Genomic DNA, 16187 nt, shown 5'->3' on the forward strand with positions numbered 1-16187 from the left:
GAGAAGAATGCGCTGAATCGCAACCGCTCAGCCCGCCGCCGTGCCCCACGCAATCAGCCCGATCGCCACCACCGCCAGGGCCAGGCCCACGCGGTTCCACACGCTGGTGCGCTCGCCGAACGCGAGCACGCCCACCAGCGCGCCCACCACCACCACGCCGATGTTCATGCCGGCAAACACCACCGCCGGGCTGTCGGGCAGGTGCTGGTGCGCGCGCACGTAGAACAGGATGTTGCCGAAGTTCAGCAGCCCCAGCAGCGCACCGGCCCCCAGGTTGCGCCACTGCAGCGGCGAAGCACCGCTGGCATGCCGCCACAGCTGCAGCGCCAGCATCAGCACGAAGGCCAGGCCGAAGCTGGCCGTCAGCGCCGCCATCGACGGCGTGCCCGACAGGGCCACCTGCTTGAGCATGATGTCCACCAGCGCGTAGCCCACCCACACCGCCAGCAGCCACGGCCAGGCGCGTTCGCCGCTGGGTGCGGCGGCGCTGGCGCGCGGACGCACGCTGATGCCCACGATGGCCAGCAGGCCCAGCCCCAGGCCGGCCAGCTTCCAGCTGTTGGCGGTTTCGCCGAACACCAGGAACGCGGCCAGCAGCGACAGCAGCAGCGACAGGCGCTGGGCCACGTCGCTGCGCACGATGCCGGCGCGGGTCACCGCGCGCGCCATCACCAGGAAAATGGTGGGCAGCGTCACCGCCAGCCCCAGCAGCGCCAGCCACGGCGCGTGCGCGGTCTGCAGCGAGGCCAGCGACGGGCGCAGCAGCACCAGGCTGAGCACGCTGGCCAGCAGGTAGTTCCAGGTGACCACCTGGGCCATGTCCAGGCGCTGGCGCGGCGCCAGCTTCAGCAGCACCGACACCAGCACACTGCAGCACACACTGAAAACCAGATAGAGCATGACGAACCCGGCAAGCGCGGCCGTGCAGCCCGCGGAGGAGCGGTATTATGACGCCATGCACAATCCCCCTTTCCCCCCCACCAGCGCCGCCCTGGTGCTGGACGGCCCGGTCGGGCCGCTGGACGTTGCCGTCGACCTGCCCACCGGTGACGCGCCGGCCCAGCCAATCGTCGCGGTGATCTGCCACCCGCTGTCCACCGAGGGCGGCACCATGCACAACAAGGTGGTGACCATGGTCGCCACCACCCTGCGCGCGCTGGGCATCACCACGGTGCGCTTCAACTTCCGCAGCGTCGGCACCTCGGCCGGCAGCTTCGACCACGGCAACGGCGAGCAGGACGATCTCAAGGCCGTCGTCGCCTGGGTCCGCGCCCAGCGCCCCGGCGAGCAGCTGTGGTTGGCCGGTTTCAGCTTTGGCGCCTTCGTCTCGCTCAAGGCCGCCGCCGCGTTGCAGCCGGACGCGCAGATCTCGATCGCCCCGCCCGCCGGGCGCTGGGACTTCGACGGCATCCAGACGCCGGCGCAGTGGCTGGTCATCCAGGGCGAGGAAGACGAGATTGTCGACCCGCAAGCGGTCTATGACTGGCTGGGCAGCCTGCAGGCGCCGCACGAACTGGTGCGCATGCCCGATACCAGCCACTTCTTCCACCGCAAGCTGATCGACCTGCGCGGGGCCATCACCCACGGCGTCAAGCACTGGCTGCCCGATGCAGGCACCGCAGACGCATGAGTGACAGCGCACTGACCCCGTCGCAGCGCTACGCCGAAGGCGTGGCCCGGGGCGAATGGCAGAACGACCCGGCCCAGCATGCCGCGCTGGCCGAGCTGGACCGCATCCATGTGGCGCTGGTGGACAGCGCCCAGGACGGCTGGCTGGACCGCCTGTCGGCGTTCTGGAAAAAGCCCGAGCCGGTCAAGGGCCTGTATTTCTGGGGCGGGGTAGGGCGCGGCAAGACCTTCCTGGTGGACCTGTTCTACGACGGGCTGCCGATCGAGCAGAAGTACCGCACCCATTTCCACCGCTTCATGCGCGGCATCCACGAGCGGCTGCGCGAGCACCAGGGCCAGAGCGACCCGCTGGCCCGCATCGCCCAGGAATGGCGGGCCAAGCTGCGCGTGCTGGTGCTGGACGAGTTCTTCGTCACCGACATCGGCGATGCCATGCTGCTGGCACGGCTGCTGGAGCGGCTGTTCGCCGAGGGCGTGACCCTGGTGACCACCTCCAATACCGCCGTGGAGAACCTGTACCTCAACGGCCTGCAGCGCGACAGCTTCCTGCCGGCCATCGGCCTGCTGCAGACCTACTGCGTGGAGCTGTACGCCGAAGGCACCGAGGATTACCGGATGCGCGCGCTGACCCGCTCGCCGGTGTACCAGGCCCCGCGCGACGCCGGCAGCGACGCCTGGCTGGGCACGCGCTGGGCGGAGTTGAGCGGCGGCCAGCCGGCCAAGCCGGGCAACATCGAGATCGAGGGCCGCAAGATCCCGGTGCGGGCGCGTGGCAAGAGCATCGCCTGGTTCGATTTCAAGGCGCTGTGCGAGGGGCCGCGTGGCCCGTCGGACTACATCGAGATCGCGCACGAGTTCAACACCGTGCTGCTGGGCGACATCCCGCACTTCGACAGACTCAACGAAGATGCCGCGCGCCGCTTCGTCAACCTGATCGACGAGCTCTACGACCGCCACGTCAACCTGGTCTGCACCGCCACCGATACCCCGGTGGCGCTGTATTCGGGCGTGCGCCTGCAGGGCGCGTTCGAGCGTACCGCCTCGCGCCTGATCGAAATGCAGAGCGCCGAGTACCTGGGTACCCCGCACAAGGCGTGAGGGTGGCGCCGTGGCCTGCCCGCCGCTATGGGGTGGGCAGGGCGACGTTCTTGCTGCGCGGCTGTTCGCGCGGGGCGGGGGCGTCGTCGTCGCGGTCCACCACCAGCATCCCCAGCGGCTGGCCCTGGTAGCGCACCTCCAGCGCCTGCTGCAGCTGGTCCAGCGCCAGCACCTGGGTGCACAGCGACTGGGCATGGGCCTCCAGCGCCTGGGCGCGGGTTTCCATGGTCCGCTCCAGTTGCGCCTCGACCTTGTTGGCACGCGCCTCCATGCGCTGCGCACCGCCGGTGAACATCGACCACATCACGCCCCGGGCCAGCGAATCTGCCATGGATTCGGCCGCCTGCTCCACGCGCTGCTCGAAGCCGTCGCCGAAATCGGCCTGCTCCCAGATTCCGCGGCCGAGGGTGCGGTCCACGTACTGGTGGGCGTCGTCGCGCAGCCGGGCCACCTGGCGCGCCTTGCCCTTGCTGCCACTGAGGATCTCCACCGTGGCACCGAACGCATCGAAGGTGATGTCCACCACTTCGCCGGCCAGCCCGGCCACGGCGGGTACCAGCTGCCGGGTGCCCCATTCCAGCTGGCGCAGGCGCTGGGCGTCGGCGGCGCTCACCGGCACCGGGGTCCGGTCGATGTTGAGCTCGCCATCGTGGAAGAAGATCTCCGCCGGGACCTGGCCCGGCTGGCGCAGCCAGATCCCGCCGCTGTCCACCAGCACGTTGTAGGGCGTGCTCACCCCGCATTGGCGCGAGGACAGGGCCGGAACGGCGTCCTTGTCATCGGCGTGGGCGGGCAGGGCCACGGCCAGGCCCAGCAGCAGACATCCAGTCAGGGGCAGGCGCATGCGGGGGGCTCGGCAAGGGGGACGCCTGCAGGCTCGCACCCCCTGCGGTTGCCGGCGCGGGTCGGAAGTCACCCCGACCGGCGGGGACGCGTCGGGTTTGTTACGTTCGTGTGAGTTCAGGGGTCTGTTTTCGGATTCAGTTTCTCACCCGGCGTGCCTCTTCCGGCCTTGACTGCGCACTCGGTTTCGACGGGTCCAGACCGTTCGTCGGACGCCCCTCAAGGCGGATCGTTGCGGCGCAAGGGATTGCTCATTTTCCCCAGATTTGGCGTTGACGATCCCCGGTACCCCCACTATCTTGTGGCCGTCGGTCCCGCCGACCACAAGTCGACGGGTGAATCGCCTTCACGCCGATGGCCTGAAAACCTACTGACAACCGCACTACACGTACAGCGTTGAGGTATCGGTCGCACCACTCTGAGGGGAGAGGACCGGTGACGCAGGGGAACCGCCCGCAGGCCTGCCTGCGCAGTCGCGGCCCATGCGACACCCCAGGTCCACTCTGAGAGTCCGAGCGCCGGTCCAGCACCTGCCCAGCAGGCAACGTTGTGCCATCCCAAATCACGCCAAGAGGAAAACGCCGTGAGCACCGAAACCAGCGCAGCCACCGAGCAGGAAAGCGAGTTCCTTCTGACCTCGCCGCCTACGGCCAACGCCATGAGTGTCACCAAGCGCAACGGCACTACCGAACTGGTGGATCTGAACAAGATCGTGCGCGCGGTGCAGCGTTGCTGCGAGGGCCTGCACGCGGTGGACCCGATGCGCGTGGCCACCCGCACCATCTCCGGCCTGTACAACGGCGCCACCACGCAGGAGCTGGACGAGCTGTCCATCCGCACCGCCGCCCTGCTGATCGGTGAAGAGCCCGAGTACGGCCGCCTGGCCGCGCGCCTGCTGGCCAACTTCATCGCCAAGGAAGTGTCCGGCCAGGAAATCCACGCGTTCTCGCAGTCGGTGGGCCGTGGCCACGAAGTGGGCCTGATCAACGCGCGCCTGCTGGACTTCGTGCAGATCAACGCACGCAAGCTCAACGACGCCATCGATCCGTCGCTGGACCTGCATTTCGATTACTTCGGCCTGCGCACCCTGTACGACCGCTACCTGCTGCGCCATCCGCACACCCGCAAGGTGATCGAGACCCCGCAGCAGTTCTTCCTGCGCATCGCCAGCGCCCTGAGCGAAGACGTGCCGGAAACCCTGGCGCTGTACAAGCGCATGGGCAACCTGGACTACCTGCCGTCCAGCCCGACCCTGTTCAACTCCGGCACCACCCACGAGCAGCTGTCCTCGTGCTTCCTGCTGGACTCCCCGCAGGATTCGCTGGAGTCGATCTACGCCAAGTACGGCGACATCGCCCAGCTGTCCAAGTTCAGCGGCGGCATCGGCGTCAGCTACAGCCGCGTGCGTTCGCGTGGTTCGCTGATCAAGTCGACCAACGGCCATTCCAACGGCATCGTGCCGTGGCTGAAGACCATGGATTCGTCGGTGGCCGCGGTCAACCAGGGTGGCAAGCGCAAGGGCGCGGCCTGCGTGTACCTGGAAACCTGGCACGCCGACATCGAGGACTTCCTCGAACTGCGTGACAACACCGGTGACGAATCGCGCCGTGCGCACAACCTGAACCTGGCCAACTGGATCCCCGACCTGTTCATGCAGCGCGTGGAGACCGACCAGGAATGGTCGCTGTTCGATCCCAGCGTGGTGCCCGAATTCACCGACCTGTTCGGTGAAGCCTTCGAGCAGGCCTACCTGCAGGCCGAAGCCCAGGGTAAGGCCCAGCGCACCATTCCCGCGCGCAAGCTGTACTCGCGGATGATGCGCACCTTGGCCGAGACCGGCAACGGCTGGATGACCTTCAAGGACAAGTGCAACCGCGCCAGCAACCAGACCCTGCGTCCGGGCAACGTGATCCACCTGTCCAACCTGTGCACCGAAATCCTGGAAATCACCTCGGCCGAAGAGACCGCGGTGTGCAACCTGGGCTCGATCAACCTGGGCAACCATTTCGACGCCCACGGCGAATTCGATTTCGACAAGCTGGCCAACACCGTGCGCCTGGCCGTGCGCCAGCTCGACCGCGTGATCGACCTGAACTTCTATCCGATCGAAACCGCCCGCCGCGGCAACCTGCGCTGGCGTCCGGTCGGCCTGGGCTGCATGGGCCTGCAGGACGTGTTCTTCCGCAAGCGCCTGGCCTTCGACAGTGCCGAAGCCCGCGCGCTGTCGAAGAAGATCGCCGAAGCGATCTACTTCCACGCCCTGGAAACCTCGTGCGAGCTGGCCCAGGAACGCGGCAAGCACCCGTCCTTCGCCGACACCCGTGCGGCCAGCGGCGAGCTGCAGTTCGACGCCTGGAACGTGGTGCCCGAGGACACCGCCCGGTGGGATGCCCTGCGTGACCGCATCAAGGAACATGGCCTGCGCAACTCGCTGCTGATCGCCATCGCCCCGACCGCGACCATCGCTTCGATCGCTGGTTGCTACGAGTGCGTCGAGCCGCAGGTGTCCAACCTGTTCAAGCGCGAAACCCTGTCCGGCGACTTCCTGCAGGTCAACCGCTACCTGGTGACCGAGCTGAAGAAGCTGGGCCACTGGACGCCGGAAATGCGCGACGCGATCAAGATGGCCGAAGGCTCCATCCAGGGCATCACCCAGATCCCGGAAACCCTGCGTCACATCTACCGCACCGCGTGGGAACTGCCGATGCGTTCGCTGATCGACATGGCCGCCGACCGCGGCGCGTTCATCGACCAGTCCGCCTCGCTCAACCTGTTCATGGAAAGCCCGAGCATCGGTGCGATGTCCTCCATGTACATGTACGCCTGGAAGCAGGGCATCAAGACCACCTACTACCTGCGTTCGCGTCCGGCCACCAAGATCGCCAAGACCACGATCAGCCAGGGCTCGCATGCCGCGCCGGAAAAGGTATTCACCCCGGACGAAGCCGTGGCCTGCTCGCTGGAGAACCCGGAAAGCTGCGAAGCCTGCCAGTAAAAGGCGTGCCGGCCCACTGGGCCGGCAACCTTGGGTAGGTACCCACCGTTGGTGGGTACGGGAAATGATCGATACCGCTTGAATGCCGGGCCCAGCCCGGCTGCTTCACCGCTCCACCCCAAACACGCTGACACCGCCGGGCGTTGCCTCTGCCCGCGGTGCCGGAAGCCCGCCGCGCACACGCGCGGGTCTTTCGACGCTTCCCCACCGGGAAGCCGCCAATTGAACCAAGGAACCCCCCATGGCAGACACGCCGCGCCAGATGTTGCTCGATCCAGGTTTTGAACTGACCCTGCGCCCGATGCGCTACCCGCAGTTCTATGACATGTATCGCAACGCGATCAAGAACACCTGGACTGTCGAGGAAATCAATTTCCAGATCGACATCAGCGACCTGCACAGCAAGATGTCGCCGGGCGAACGCCACCTGATCCACCGTCTGGTCGCGTTCTTCGCCACCGGCGATTCGATCGTGTCCAACAACCTGGTGCTGAACCTGTACCAGCACTTGAACGCGCCCGAAGCGCGTATGTACCTGTCGCGCCAGCTGTACGAAGAAGCGCTGCACGTGCAGTTCTACCTGACCCTGCTCGACAACTACCTGCCCGATCCGGATGAGCGCGTCAAAGCGTTCGCCGCGGTGGAGAACATCGACTCGATCAAGAAGAAGGCCGATTTCTGCTTCAAGTGGATCGACTCGATCCAGGACCTGCGCCGCATCGAAACCCGCGACGAGCGCCGCCAGTTCCTGCTCAACCAGATCTGCTTTGCCGCCTGCATCGAAGGTCTGTTCTTCTTTGCCGCGTTCGCCTACGTGTACTACTTCCGTTCGCGCGGCCTGCTCAACGGCCTGGCCTCGGGTACCAACTGGGTGTTCCGCGACGAAAGCGCGCACATGGAGTTCGCCTTCGAATGCGTGGACGTGATCCGCGAGGAAGAGCCGGACCTGTTCGACGATGCCATGAAGCAGCAGGTCTATGACATGCTGGCCGAAGCCATCGAATGCGAAGTGCAGTTCGCCGAAGACGTGCTGTCCGGCGGCGTGGCGGGCATTTCCACCCGCGACATGCGCCAGTACCTGCAGCACTGCGCCGACAACCATTTCCACCGCCTGGGCATGGAGCGCAAGTACAACGTGCGCAACCCGCTGAGCTTCATGGAACTGCAGGACGTGCAGGAACTGACCAACTTCTTCGAACGCCGCTCCTCGGCCTACCAGGTGGGCGTGAAGGGCGAAGTCTCGTTCGACATGTCGTTCTGATTCCCGCGTCACACGCATCAACGAAAACCCCGGCCCAGTGCCGGGGTTTTTCGTTCCCGCGCGGCGGTAGAGCCACCCCATGGGTGGCTGCACCTGAAACCGGCACCGCGCGCAGCCACCCATGGGGTGGCTCTACCGGCGATTGCATCCGTTGCTAGAACAGGCGATGTGCATACGTCATGCGTTGTCCGCATGCCTCGCCAAGGGCCTGCACAAACCGCTCAAGGTCATAACCACTTCCATCCTCAAACTGGATGAAGCACCTGCCAATACCCAGGCTGTATTCCCAGTCCAGATCCAGCAGGGCATAGCGGCGACCACTGTCCGGATGGACCCAGTCCACGTGAATGTCCTCGTACACGGCACCGACGAAGTCCATGTAGTCGCCAAAGGGCGGGAAGTCCTCCCGTTCGGTGGTCTCCCCGGGCACCGTTGGCGCACAGGTTCCCGCGCCGAACACGACAAAGGGCGGTTCGCCCGCGTCGATCTGGAACAGCACGATGCTCAGGTGGTCGATCTCGCCGATGCGGTCGGGATCGTACAGGCGCACCATTCCCGGTCCCGCGCGGTAGCGTGGGCTGAACCATGTGCAATCCGCATGTTTGGCGAACAACCATGCATCACCCAGCGCGATGCCATGGTCCCGGATCGCCGCGACACAGTCTTCGACGCTGCCGTCGCCGTGTACGCGCAGCGCATCAGGCAGGTTGCCGGCCTGGACATGGGTGGCAACCACGTCCGCCGCCGTCCGCCAGTCAGCGTCTACCAGCGGGACGTTGGCGCCCGGCAGGCGTGAAATGGCATGGCTGAGTGCGTACAACGCTTTGGCGGGCACATCCGCGCCCACCGCCGGCAGGATGATCCTTTCCTGCAACATCCACCGTTCCAGCGCCGGCATGTCCGGCGCAGGCAAATGCGGTGCTGCCGGAAACACGAAACAGTCATGCATCGTCATGGGAAGGCCGTGGTGTATGAAGGCAGGGGTGAACAGAATCGTGGCAGCGCCATGCCACGCACGACGGACTGGCACAGCAGGGTCAGCACAGCGCTATAGGTGCCGATGTGCGTACATCATGCCTTGCCCGCATACCTTGCCAACGGCGTCGGCGAACGGCGCCAGATCCCGCCCGCTGCCACCTTCGAACTGGATGAAGCTCCAGCCAATTCCCAATCCGGATTCCCAGTCCAGATCCAGAATGCCGTAGCGTCGGCCAGTGTCAGGATGGGTCCACTGCGCACGGATGTCGTTGTAGGCGACACCAATGAAATCCGTGTAATCGCCGAAGGGAGGGAAGTCCTCGCGTGCATCACATTCGCCCGGCACGAGTGGAGGGCAGGTTCCCTCCCCAGCAACGACGAACGGCGGTTCTTGCGGATCGATCTGGAAGAGGACGATCGTGAGATCGTCGATGGGTTGGCCGCGATCGGCGATATCGAACAGATCCACGATGCCCGGGCCTGCGCGGTAGCGAGGGCTGAACCAGCGGGACGCGTTGTGTTCCCAGAACAACCACGCATCACCCAGCGCGATGCCATGGTCCCGGATCGCCGCGACGCAGTCTTCCACGCTGCCGTCGCCGTGCACGTGCAGCGAATCGGGCAGGTTGCCCGCCTGGACATGGGAGGCGACCACGTCCGCTGCCGTTCGCCAGTCCGCATCCACCAGCAGGGCATTGGCACCCGGCAGGCGCTCAATGGCATGGCTGAGCTCGTATAACGCTTTGCCAGGGACATCCGCACCCACCGCCGGCAGGATGATCTTCTCCTGCAGCATCCATCGCTCCAGCGCAGGCATGTCAGGCGCAGGCAACTGCGGTGCGGCGGGAAATACGAAACAGTCATGCAGGGACATGCAGCGGCTCGCGCGTTGGGGCAATGGGCAGTGTCGGCGGCTGTCGTTGGCAGGGTCAACGCCGTAGTTCACGAAATGGGCACAGCCTGAACGCGTGGCGGTCATCCACGACCTTGTTCGCGCCGCTGCCGTACCATCGCGCCACACCCCAACCGGCCACCCCCATGTCCACCACCCCAGACCCCATCCCGCCCACTGAAATCAGCATGGCCGAGATCGTCTTCCCCAACCACACCAACCACCTGGGCACCCTGTTCGGTGGCCAGGCGCTGGCCTGGATGGACAAGGCGGCCTTCCTCGCCGCGGCCCGTTACTCGCGTCGCACCGTGGTCACCGCGCGCTCGGACCAGGTCGATTTCAAGCTGCCGATCCGCATCGGCCAGATGGTGGAAACCATCGGTCGCATCGTCGAAGTGGGCCGCAGCTCGATGAAGGTGGAAGTGGAACTGATCGCCGAAGACCTGCACAGCGGCGAGCGCAAGCTCTGCACGCGCGGCCACTTCGTGATGATCGCGCTGGATGCCGATGGCCACCCCATCGCCGTGCCGCCGCTGCCCGACGCCATTCCCGGGCCGTAACCGCGATTGCGTTGCCCGCCGCGCGCCCCCACCTGTAGACCATGACCCGCCCGCTCGCCGACTTCATCGACCGCGCCCAGCGCCTGTTCGTGCTCACTGGGGCCGGCTGCAGCACCGATTCGGGCATCCCGGACTACCGCGATGCCGATGGCCAGTGGAAACGTACTCCGCCGGTGACCTACCAGGCCTTCATGGGCGAGCTGGCCACCCGCCAGCGCTACTGGGCGCGCAGCCTGCTGGGCTGGCCACGTTTCGGCCATGCCCGCCCGAACGGCACCCACGCCGCGCTGGCGGCGCTGGAAGCCCGCGGCCAGCTGGAAGTACTACTCACCCAGAACGTGGACCGCCTGCACCAGCGGGCCGGCAGCCGTGCGGTCATCGACCTGCACGGCCGGCTGGACCAGGTGCGCTGCATGGGCTGCGAAGCCCGCACCCCGCGTGAGGCGTTCCAGCAGGTCCTGCTGGCCCACAACCCCGGCTGGGACCAGCTCGACGCGGCCCTGGCCCCGGACGGCGACGCCGACCTGGACGGGGTGGACTTCAGCCCGTTCCAGGTGCCGGCATGCCCGCAATGTGGCGGCATCCTCAAGCCAGATGTGGTCTTCTTCGGCGAAAATGTCCCTCGCGAGCGGGTGGCTGCCGTCCACGCGCACCTCGCCCAGGCCGACGCCGTGCTGGTGGTGGGCTCCTCGCTGATGGTCTATTCGGGCTTCCGCTTCGTCCAGGCTGCGGCCAGCGCCGGCGTGCCGGTGGCTGCGCTCAACCTGGGCCGCACCCGCGCCGACGACCTGCTCAGCCTGAAGATCGAACAGCCGTGCGCGGCCGCGCTGGCCTTCCTGCTGCCGTCGGCCAGCACCGCCTGAGCGCCGCCGCGAAACACTGATCCACCGATACGGTTGCCTTGCGCGCGCAGCAGGAGTGCAATGACGCCCGGTTTTCCCGTTTCCGCCAGAGTCCCCCACTTGAGCCAGCTCTTTTCTTCCGTTTCCTTTGGCCCGCTGTCGCTGGCCAACCGCATCGTCATCGCCCCGATGTGCCAGTACTCCTCCACCGATGGCCTGGCCAACGACTGGCACCAGATCCACCTGGGCCAGCTGTCGCAGTCCGGCGCCGGCCTGCTGATCCTGGAAGCCACCGCCGTGCTGCCCGAAGGCCGCATCAGCTGGGCCGACCTGGGCTTGTGGAACGACGACACCGAAGCGGCACTCAAGAAGGTGATCGACGCGGTGAAGCGCTGGTCGCCCATGCCGATCGGCATCCAGCTGGGGCATGCCGGGCGCAAGGCGTCCTCGTCACGGCCGTGGGATGGCGGCGGCGCACTGCCGGCCACCGATCCGCGCGCCTGGACCACGCTCGCGCCGTCGGCGATTCCGTTCCACCCCACCGACCCGACCCCGCAGGCGCTGGACGCAGCCGGCATCGATGCGATCGTGGACGCCTTCGTGGCGGCCGCCCAGCGCGCCGAGCGCATCGGCCTGGACCTGATCGAACTGCATGCCGCGCATGGCTACCTGCTGCACCAGTTCCTGTCGCCGCTGAGCAACAAGCGCGATGACGAGTACGGCGGCTCGCTGCAGAACCGCATGCGCCTGCTGGTGCGCGTGTTCGACGCGGTGCGCGAAGCGGTCAGCGACCGTATCGCGGTGGGCGTGCGCATCTCGGCCAGCGACTGGGTGGCCGGCGGCTGGGACATTGAACAGACCACCACCCTGGCGCACGTGCTGGACGGCCGGGGCTGCCAGTTCCTGCATGTGTCCAGCGGCGGCAACGATCCGCGCCAGCAGATTCCGCTGTCGCCGGGCTACCAGGTGCCGTTCGCCGAGGCGATCAAGGCGCAGAAGCTGCGCATGCCGGTGATTGCCGTCGGCCTGATCACCGACCCGGCCCAGGCCGAATCGATCCTGCGCCACAGCCACGCCGATGCCATCGCGCTGGCCCGCGGCATCCTCTACGACCCGCGCTGGCCGTGGCACGCCGCCGCCGCGCTGGGCGATTCGCTGGAACCGGCGCCGCAGTACCTGCGCTGCGAACCGCGCGAAGCACGCGGCGTGTTCATCGCACCGCCGCGCTGACCCCCAGCCGCAGGCGGTGGCCACGTGCCATCGCCTGCGCGCCGCTAGGCCACGTCCACCCGCCACTCGGCTGGCAGCCCTTCGACGATGTGCGTCATCAACGCGCGCACCTTCGGGGTCAGGTCGCGGCGGTCGCTGACACACAAAAACAGCCGCATCGGCTCGGGCAACGCCTGCGCATCGCCGGCTTCATTGCCTTCGAACAGGGCCTGCAGTTCACCGCGCGCCAGGTAGGGCGCGGCGACGAACGCCGCCAGGCGGGTGATGCCGCCGCCGGCCAGCGCCATCGCGGCCAGTGCATCGATATCGTCGCTGACCAGCGCCGGACTGACGTCGGCATCGAAGCGCAGCCCGTCGCGCACGAAGCCCCAACGCAGGTGCCGGCCGTCCTTGGGATGCCGGAACAACAGGCAGCGATGCTCGCGCAGGGCCTCGGGCGTGCGCGGCACGCCGGTGCGCGCGAGGTACGACGGCGCCGCGCAGAACACGAATGGAACCTGCGCGATCGGCCGCGCCACCAGCCCTTCTTCCAGCTGCGGTTCGATGCGGATGCTCACGTCCACGTCCTCGCGCGCATGGTCCACCGCCCGGTCGGCCAGCAGCAGTTCGATCGCCAGCCGCGGGTAGCGCGCCTTCAGCGACGGCAGCAGCGGGGCCAGCTTGTGCCGCCCGAACGAGGTGCTGCAGGCGATCCGCAGCCGGCCCTCGGGCGTGGCGTCCAGATCGGTCACCGCTGCCTGCGCGCGTTGCAGGTCGCGTTCGATGTAGCGCACCTGGGCCAGGTACAGCGCGCCGCGCTCGGTCAGCGCCAGCTGGCGGGTGGTGCGGTTGAACAGGCGTACGCCCAGGTGCGCCTCCAGCCGGGCGATGTTCTGCCCGACCGCCGCCGCGCTGATGCCCAGCGTGCGTGCCGCCGCGGCCAGGCTGCCGGCGTCGGCGGTACGGATGAAGCTGCGGATTGACTGGAGAATATTCATGGTGACCGCCATTCTCGCCTGTGATTGCAAAGTTTGTCTTTCGAAAGAGCCAACAGGGCCCGATCTACCGGCGGCCCGGGCCCGCTCCTAAGGTGGGTGTCCCCGCCAGCCCCGGGCTGCGCCCGCCACCCGGCGCGCGCCTGCACCGGGCCTGGCCGCCTTTGCCGGAGATGGACCATGAACCCTGCGCTCGCCCCCCTCGACACCGACCCCCAGGAAACCCAGGAATGGCGTGAAGCACTGCAGGCGGTCACCCAGGTGGCCGGGCGGCCGCGCGCGCACTACCTGCTGGACCAGCTCAGCGACCAGGACGTGGCCCACCACGGCGACCTGCATGCGCGCGCCTGGACCGCTTACGTGAACAGCATCCCGGTGGAGCGCCAGCCGGCGTACCCGGGTGACCTGGCGATCGAGCGCCGGCTCAATGCGATGATCCGCTGGAACGCGATGGTGATGGTGCTGCGCGCCGGCAAGCACTCCAACGTGGGCGGCCACATCGCCACCTACCAGTCGGCGGCCGTGCTGTACGACGTGGGCTTCGACCACTTCTTCCGTGGCCGCACCGACACCTTCGACGGCGACATGATCTACATCCAGGGCCATTCGGCGCCGGGCATCTACGGCCGCGCGTTTGTCGAAGGCCGCATCGCGCCCGAGCGCATGGACAACTTCCGCCGTGAATCCGACCGTGACGGCCTGTCGTCCTACCCGCACCCGCGCCTGATGCCCGACTTCTGGCAGTTCCCCACCGTGTCGATGGGCCTGGGCCCGCTGACCGCCGCCTACCAGGCGCGCTACATGCGCTACCTGGAATACCGCGGCCTGAAGGAGCACCAGGGCCGCAAGGTGTGGGCATTCCTGGGCGATGGCGAAATGGACCAGCCCGAATCGCTGGCCGCCATCTCGGTGGCCGGGCGCGAGCGTCTGGACAACCTGGTGTTCGTGGTGAACTGCAACCTGCAGCGCCTGGACGGCCCGGTGCGCGGCAATGCCAAGGTCATCCAGGAACTGGAAGGCACCTTCCGTGCCGCCGGCTGGAACGTCATCAAGGTGATCTGGGGCGGCGGCTGGGATGCCCTGCTGGCCAAGGACCACAGCGGCCTGCTGCGCCAGCGCATGATGGAATGTGTGGACGGCGACTACCAGACCTTCAAATCGCAGAGCGGCGCGTACGTGCGCGAGCATTTCTTCGGCACCTCGCCGGAGCTGCTCGCCTTGGTCGCAGACATGAGCGATGACGAGATCTGGGCGCTGGCCCGTGGCGGCCACGACCCGCAGAAGGTGTATGCCGCCTACGCGCAGGCGGTGGCCGGCAATGGTCGCCCGAGCGTGATCCTGGCCAAGACGGTCAAGGGCTTCGGCATGGGCGAGGCCGGCGAAGGGCAGAACATCAACCACCAGCTCAAGAAGATGAGCGCCGATGCCGTGCGTGCGTTCCGTGATCGGTTTGACCTGCCGGTCAGCGATGCCGAGCTGGACGACATGCCCTACCTGCGCCCCGCACCGGACAGCCCGGAGGCGCGTTACTTCGCCCAGCGTCGCCAGGCCCAGGGCGGCCAGTTGCCGGCGCGCGTTACTCACGTCGCGCCGCTTCCGGTGCCGCCGCTGTCGGCCTTTGCCACCCAGCTGCAGGGCAGTGGCGAGCGCGGCCAGTCCACCACGATGGGCTTCGTGCGCATCCTGGGCACGCTGCTCAAGGACCCAGCGCTGGGCAAGCTGGTCATTCCGATCGTGCCCGACGAGTCGCGTACGTTCGGCATGGAAGGCCTGTTCCGCCAGATCGGCATCCACTCCTACCTGGGCCAGCTCTACACCCCGCAGGACGCCGGCCAGCTGAGCTATTACAAGGAAGCCAAGGACGGCCAGATCCTGCAGGAAGGCATCAACGAATCCGGCGCGATCTGTTCCTGGATCGCCGCCGGCACCGCCTACAGCAACCACGGCCTGGCCACGATTCCGTTCTACATCTTCTACTCGATGTTCGGCCTGCAGCGCGTGGGCGACCTGGCCTGGGCAGCAGCCGATGCGCGCACCCGCGGCTTCCTGCTGGGCGCCACCTCCGGCCGCACCACCCTGATGGGCGAGGGCCTGCAGCACGACGACGGCCACAGCCACGTGCTGTCCTCGGTGATTCCCAGCTGCATCTCCTATGACCCCACCTACAACTTCGAACTGGCGGTGATCATCCAGGACGGCCTGCGCCGCATGTATGTGGACCAGGAAGACATCTACTACTACATCACCGTGCTCAACGAGAACTACCCGCACCCGGCCATGCCCGAGGGCGCCGAGGACGGCATCCTCAAGGGCATGTACCTGCTGCATCCGTCCGCCACCGACAGCGACCCGGCGCTGCGCGTGCAGTTAATGGGCAGCGGCGCGATCCTGCGCGAAGTGGAAGCAGCCGCTGCGCTGCTGCAGCAGGATTTCGGCATCGCCAGCGACGTCTGGAGCGCCACCAGCCTGACCGAACTGCGCCGTGACGGCCTGGCCGCCGAGCGCTGGAATCTGCTGCACCCGGCCGACGAACCGCGCGTGCCGTACGTGCAGCAGCGCCTGGCCGCACACGCCGGACCGCTGGTGGTGGCCACCGACTACATGAAGATCGTGGCCGACCAGATCCGCCCGTTCGTCGACGGCCGCCGTTTCACCGCACTTGGCACCGACGGCTTCGGCCGCTCGGACACGCGCGAGTCACTGCGCACGTTCTTTGAAGTGGACCGCCACTTCATCGTGCTGGCCGCGTTGAAGGCGCTGGCTGATGATGGGCGGATCGCGCGCGGGCAGCTGCAGGTGGCGATCGAAAAATACGGCATCCACGTGGACAAGGTGGATCCGGCGGCGGTGTAGCGAAGACTCCAACCCGGCCGATTCATCATAAG

The 16187-nt window shown here is 67.2% G+C and carries 13 protein-coding genes; 8 read left to right on the forward strand and 5 right to left on the reverse strand.

What is annotated here, in order from left to right; all coding sequences use genetic code 11:
- Positions 1-27: 27 nt before the first annotated feature.
- Positions 28-900, reverse strand: coding sequence for an EamA family transporter (locus tag AC6CHL_RS12755; RefSeq protein WP_038691158.1), 873 nt, complete (start codon positions 898-900; stop codon positions 28-30).
- Positions 901-955: 55 nt separating this feature from the next.
- Between AC6CHL_RS12755 and AC6CHL_RS12760 the strand changes: the two genes are divergently transcribed.
- Positions 956-1630 (forward strand): alpha/beta hydrolase, encoded by a 675-nt coding sequence (locus AC6CHL_RS12760; protein WP_483007622.1) that lies wholly within the window; start codon positions 956-958, stop codon positions 1628-1630.
- Positions 1627-2727 carry a cell division protein ZapE gene (gene zapE / locus AC6CHL_RS12765; RefSeq protein WP_498294641.1) on the forward strand — a complete coding sequence of 367 codons (1101 nt, stop codon included), beginning with the start codon at positions 1627-1629 and terminating at the stop codon, positions 2725-2727. The genes AC6CHL_RS12760 and zapE overlap by 4 nt, the downstream gene beginning before the upstream one ends.
- Before the next feature lie 25 nt (positions 2728-2752).
- Here the strand turns inward: zapE and AC6CHL_RS12770 are convergent, their stop codons facing one another.
- Complete coding sequence (locus tag AC6CHL_RS12770; protein ID WP_498294642.1) at positions 2753-3571, reverse strand: DUF2884 family protein; 819 nt, start codon at positions 3569-3571, stop codon at positions 2753-2755.
- Between the two features lie 582 nt (positions 3572-4153).
- Between AC6CHL_RS12770 and AC6CHL_RS12775 the strand changes: the two genes are divergently transcribed.
- Complete coding sequence (locus tag AC6CHL_RS12775; protein WP_038691154.1) at positions 4154-6565, forward strand: ribonucleoside-diphosphate reductase subunit alpha; 2412 nt, start codon at positions 4154-4156, stop codon at positions 6563-6565.
- Between the two features lie 241 nt (positions 6566-6806).
- On the forward strand, positions 6807-7826 hold the full coding sequence (locus AC6CHL_RS12780) for a ribonucleotide-diphosphate reductase subunit beta (RefSeq protein WP_038691153.1): 1020 nt from the start codon (positions 6807-6809) through the stop codon (positions 7824-7826).
- A 154-nt stretch (positions 7827-7980) separates the two neighbouring features.
- On the opposite strand, the gene AC6CHL_RS12785 is transcribed toward AC6CHL_RS12780, so the two are convergent.
- Both AC6CHL_RS12785 and AC6CHL_RS12790 read right to left on the reverse strand, forming a co-directional pair.
- Positions 7981-8781: a hypothetical protein gene (locus AC6CHL_RS12785; protein ID WP_498294644.1), complete on the reverse strand. Its 801-nt coding sequence runs from the start codon at positions 8779-8781 to the stop codon at positions 7981-7983.
- 93 nt (positions 8782-8874) lie between these two features.
- Complete coding sequence (locus AC6CHL_RS12790; protein ID WP_498294646.1) at positions 8875-9678, reverse strand: hypothetical protein; 804 nt, start codon at positions 9676-9678, stop codon at positions 8875-8877.
- 164 nt (positions 9679-9842) lie between these two features.
- On the opposite strand from AC6CHL_RS12790, the gene AC6CHL_RS12795 reads away from it, so the two are divergent.
- From AC6CHL_RS12795 to AC6CHL_RS12805, 3 genes are all read left to right on the forward strand, one after another.
- On the forward strand, positions 9843-10256 hold the full coding sequence (locus AC6CHL_RS12795; protein WP_038691150.1) for an acyl-CoA thioesterase: 414 nt from the start codon (positions 9843-9845) through the stop codon (positions 10254-10256).
- 41 nt (positions 10257-10297) lie between these two features.
- Positions 10298-11119 carry an NAD-dependent protein deacetylase gene (locus tag AC6CHL_RS12800; protein ID WP_314402981.1) on the forward strand — a complete coding sequence of 274 codons (822 nt, stop codon included), beginning with the start codon at positions 10298-10300 and terminating at the stop codon, positions 11117-11119.
- A 99-nt stretch (positions 11120-11218) separates the two neighbouring features.
- The gene (locus AC6CHL_RS12805; RefSeq protein ID WP_038691148.1) at positions 11219-12328 is read left to right on the forward strand and encodes an NADH:flavin oxidoreductase/NADH oxidase; all 1110 of its coding nucleotides are present in this window, start codon (positions 11219-11221) and stop codon (positions 12326-12328) included.
- A gap of 44 nt (positions 12329-12372) precedes the next feature.
- Here the strand turns inward: AC6CHL_RS12805 and AC6CHL_RS12810 are convergent, their stop codons facing one another.
- Positions 12373-13305, reverse strand: coding sequence for a LysR family transcriptional regulator (locus tag AC6CHL_RS12810; protein ID WP_038692646.1), 933 nt, complete (start codon positions 13303-13305; stop codon positions 12373-12375).
- A 177-nt stretch (positions 13306-13482) separates the two neighbouring features.
- On the opposite strand from AC6CHL_RS12810, the gene aceE reads away from it, so the two are divergent.
- The gene (aceE, locus tag AC6CHL_RS12815) at positions 13483-16155 is read left to right on the forward strand and encodes a pyruvate dehydrogenase (acetyl-transferring), homodimeric type (protein ID WP_498294648.1); all 2673 of its coding nucleotides are present in this window, start codon (positions 13483-13485) and stop codon (positions 16153-16155) included.
- The last annotated feature ends 32 nt before the right edge of the window (positions 16156-16187 follow it).

The sequence above is a fragment of the Stenotrophomonas sp. GQ19 genome, assembly GCF_059758695.1.

Coding starts and splice junctions, on each gene's coding strand:
- AC6CHL_RS12755 (WP_038691158.1), bottom strand. CDS start 900: ATGCTCTATCTGGTTTTCAGTGTGTGCTGCAGTGTGCTGGTGTCGGTG.
- AC6CHL_RS12760 (WP_483007622.1), top strand. CDS start 956: ATGCACAATCCCCCTTTCCCCCCCACCAGCGCCGCCCTGGTGCTGGAC.
- zapE (WP_498294641.1), top strand. CDS start 1,627: ATGAGTGACAGCGCACTGACCCCGTCGCAGCGCTACGCCGAAGGCGTG.
- AC6CHL_RS12770 (WP_498294642.1), bottom strand. CDS start 3,571: ATGCGCCTGCCCCTGACTGGATGTCTGCTGCTGGGCCTGGCCGTGGCC.
- AC6CHL_RS12780 (WP_038691153.1), top strand. CDS start 6,807: ATGGCAGACACGCCGCGCCAGATGTTGCTCGATCCAGGTTTTGAACTG.
- AC6CHL_RS12785 (WP_498294644.1), bottom strand. CDS start 8,781: ATGACGATGCATGACTGTTTCGTGTTTCCGGCAGCACCGCATTTGCCT.
- AC6CHL_RS12790 (WP_498294646.1), bottom strand. CDS start 9,678: ATGTCCCTGCATGACTGTTTCGTATTTCCCGCCGCACCGCAGTTGCCT.
- AC6CHL_RS12795 (WP_038691150.1), top strand. CDS start 9,843: ATGTCCACCACCCCAGACCCCATCCCGCCCACTGAAATCAGCATGGCC.
- AC6CHL_RS12800 (WP_314402981.1), top strand. CDS start 10,298: ATGACCCGCCCGCTCGCCGACTTCATCGACCGCGCCCAGCGCCTGTTC.
- AC6CHL_RS12810 (WP_038692646.1), bottom strand. CDS start 13,305: ATGAATATTCTCCAGTCAATCCGCAGCTTCATCCGTACCGCCGACGCC.
- aceE (WP_498294648.1), top strand. CDS start 13,483: ATGAACCCTGCGCTCGCCCCCCTCGACACCGACCCCCAGGAAACCCAG.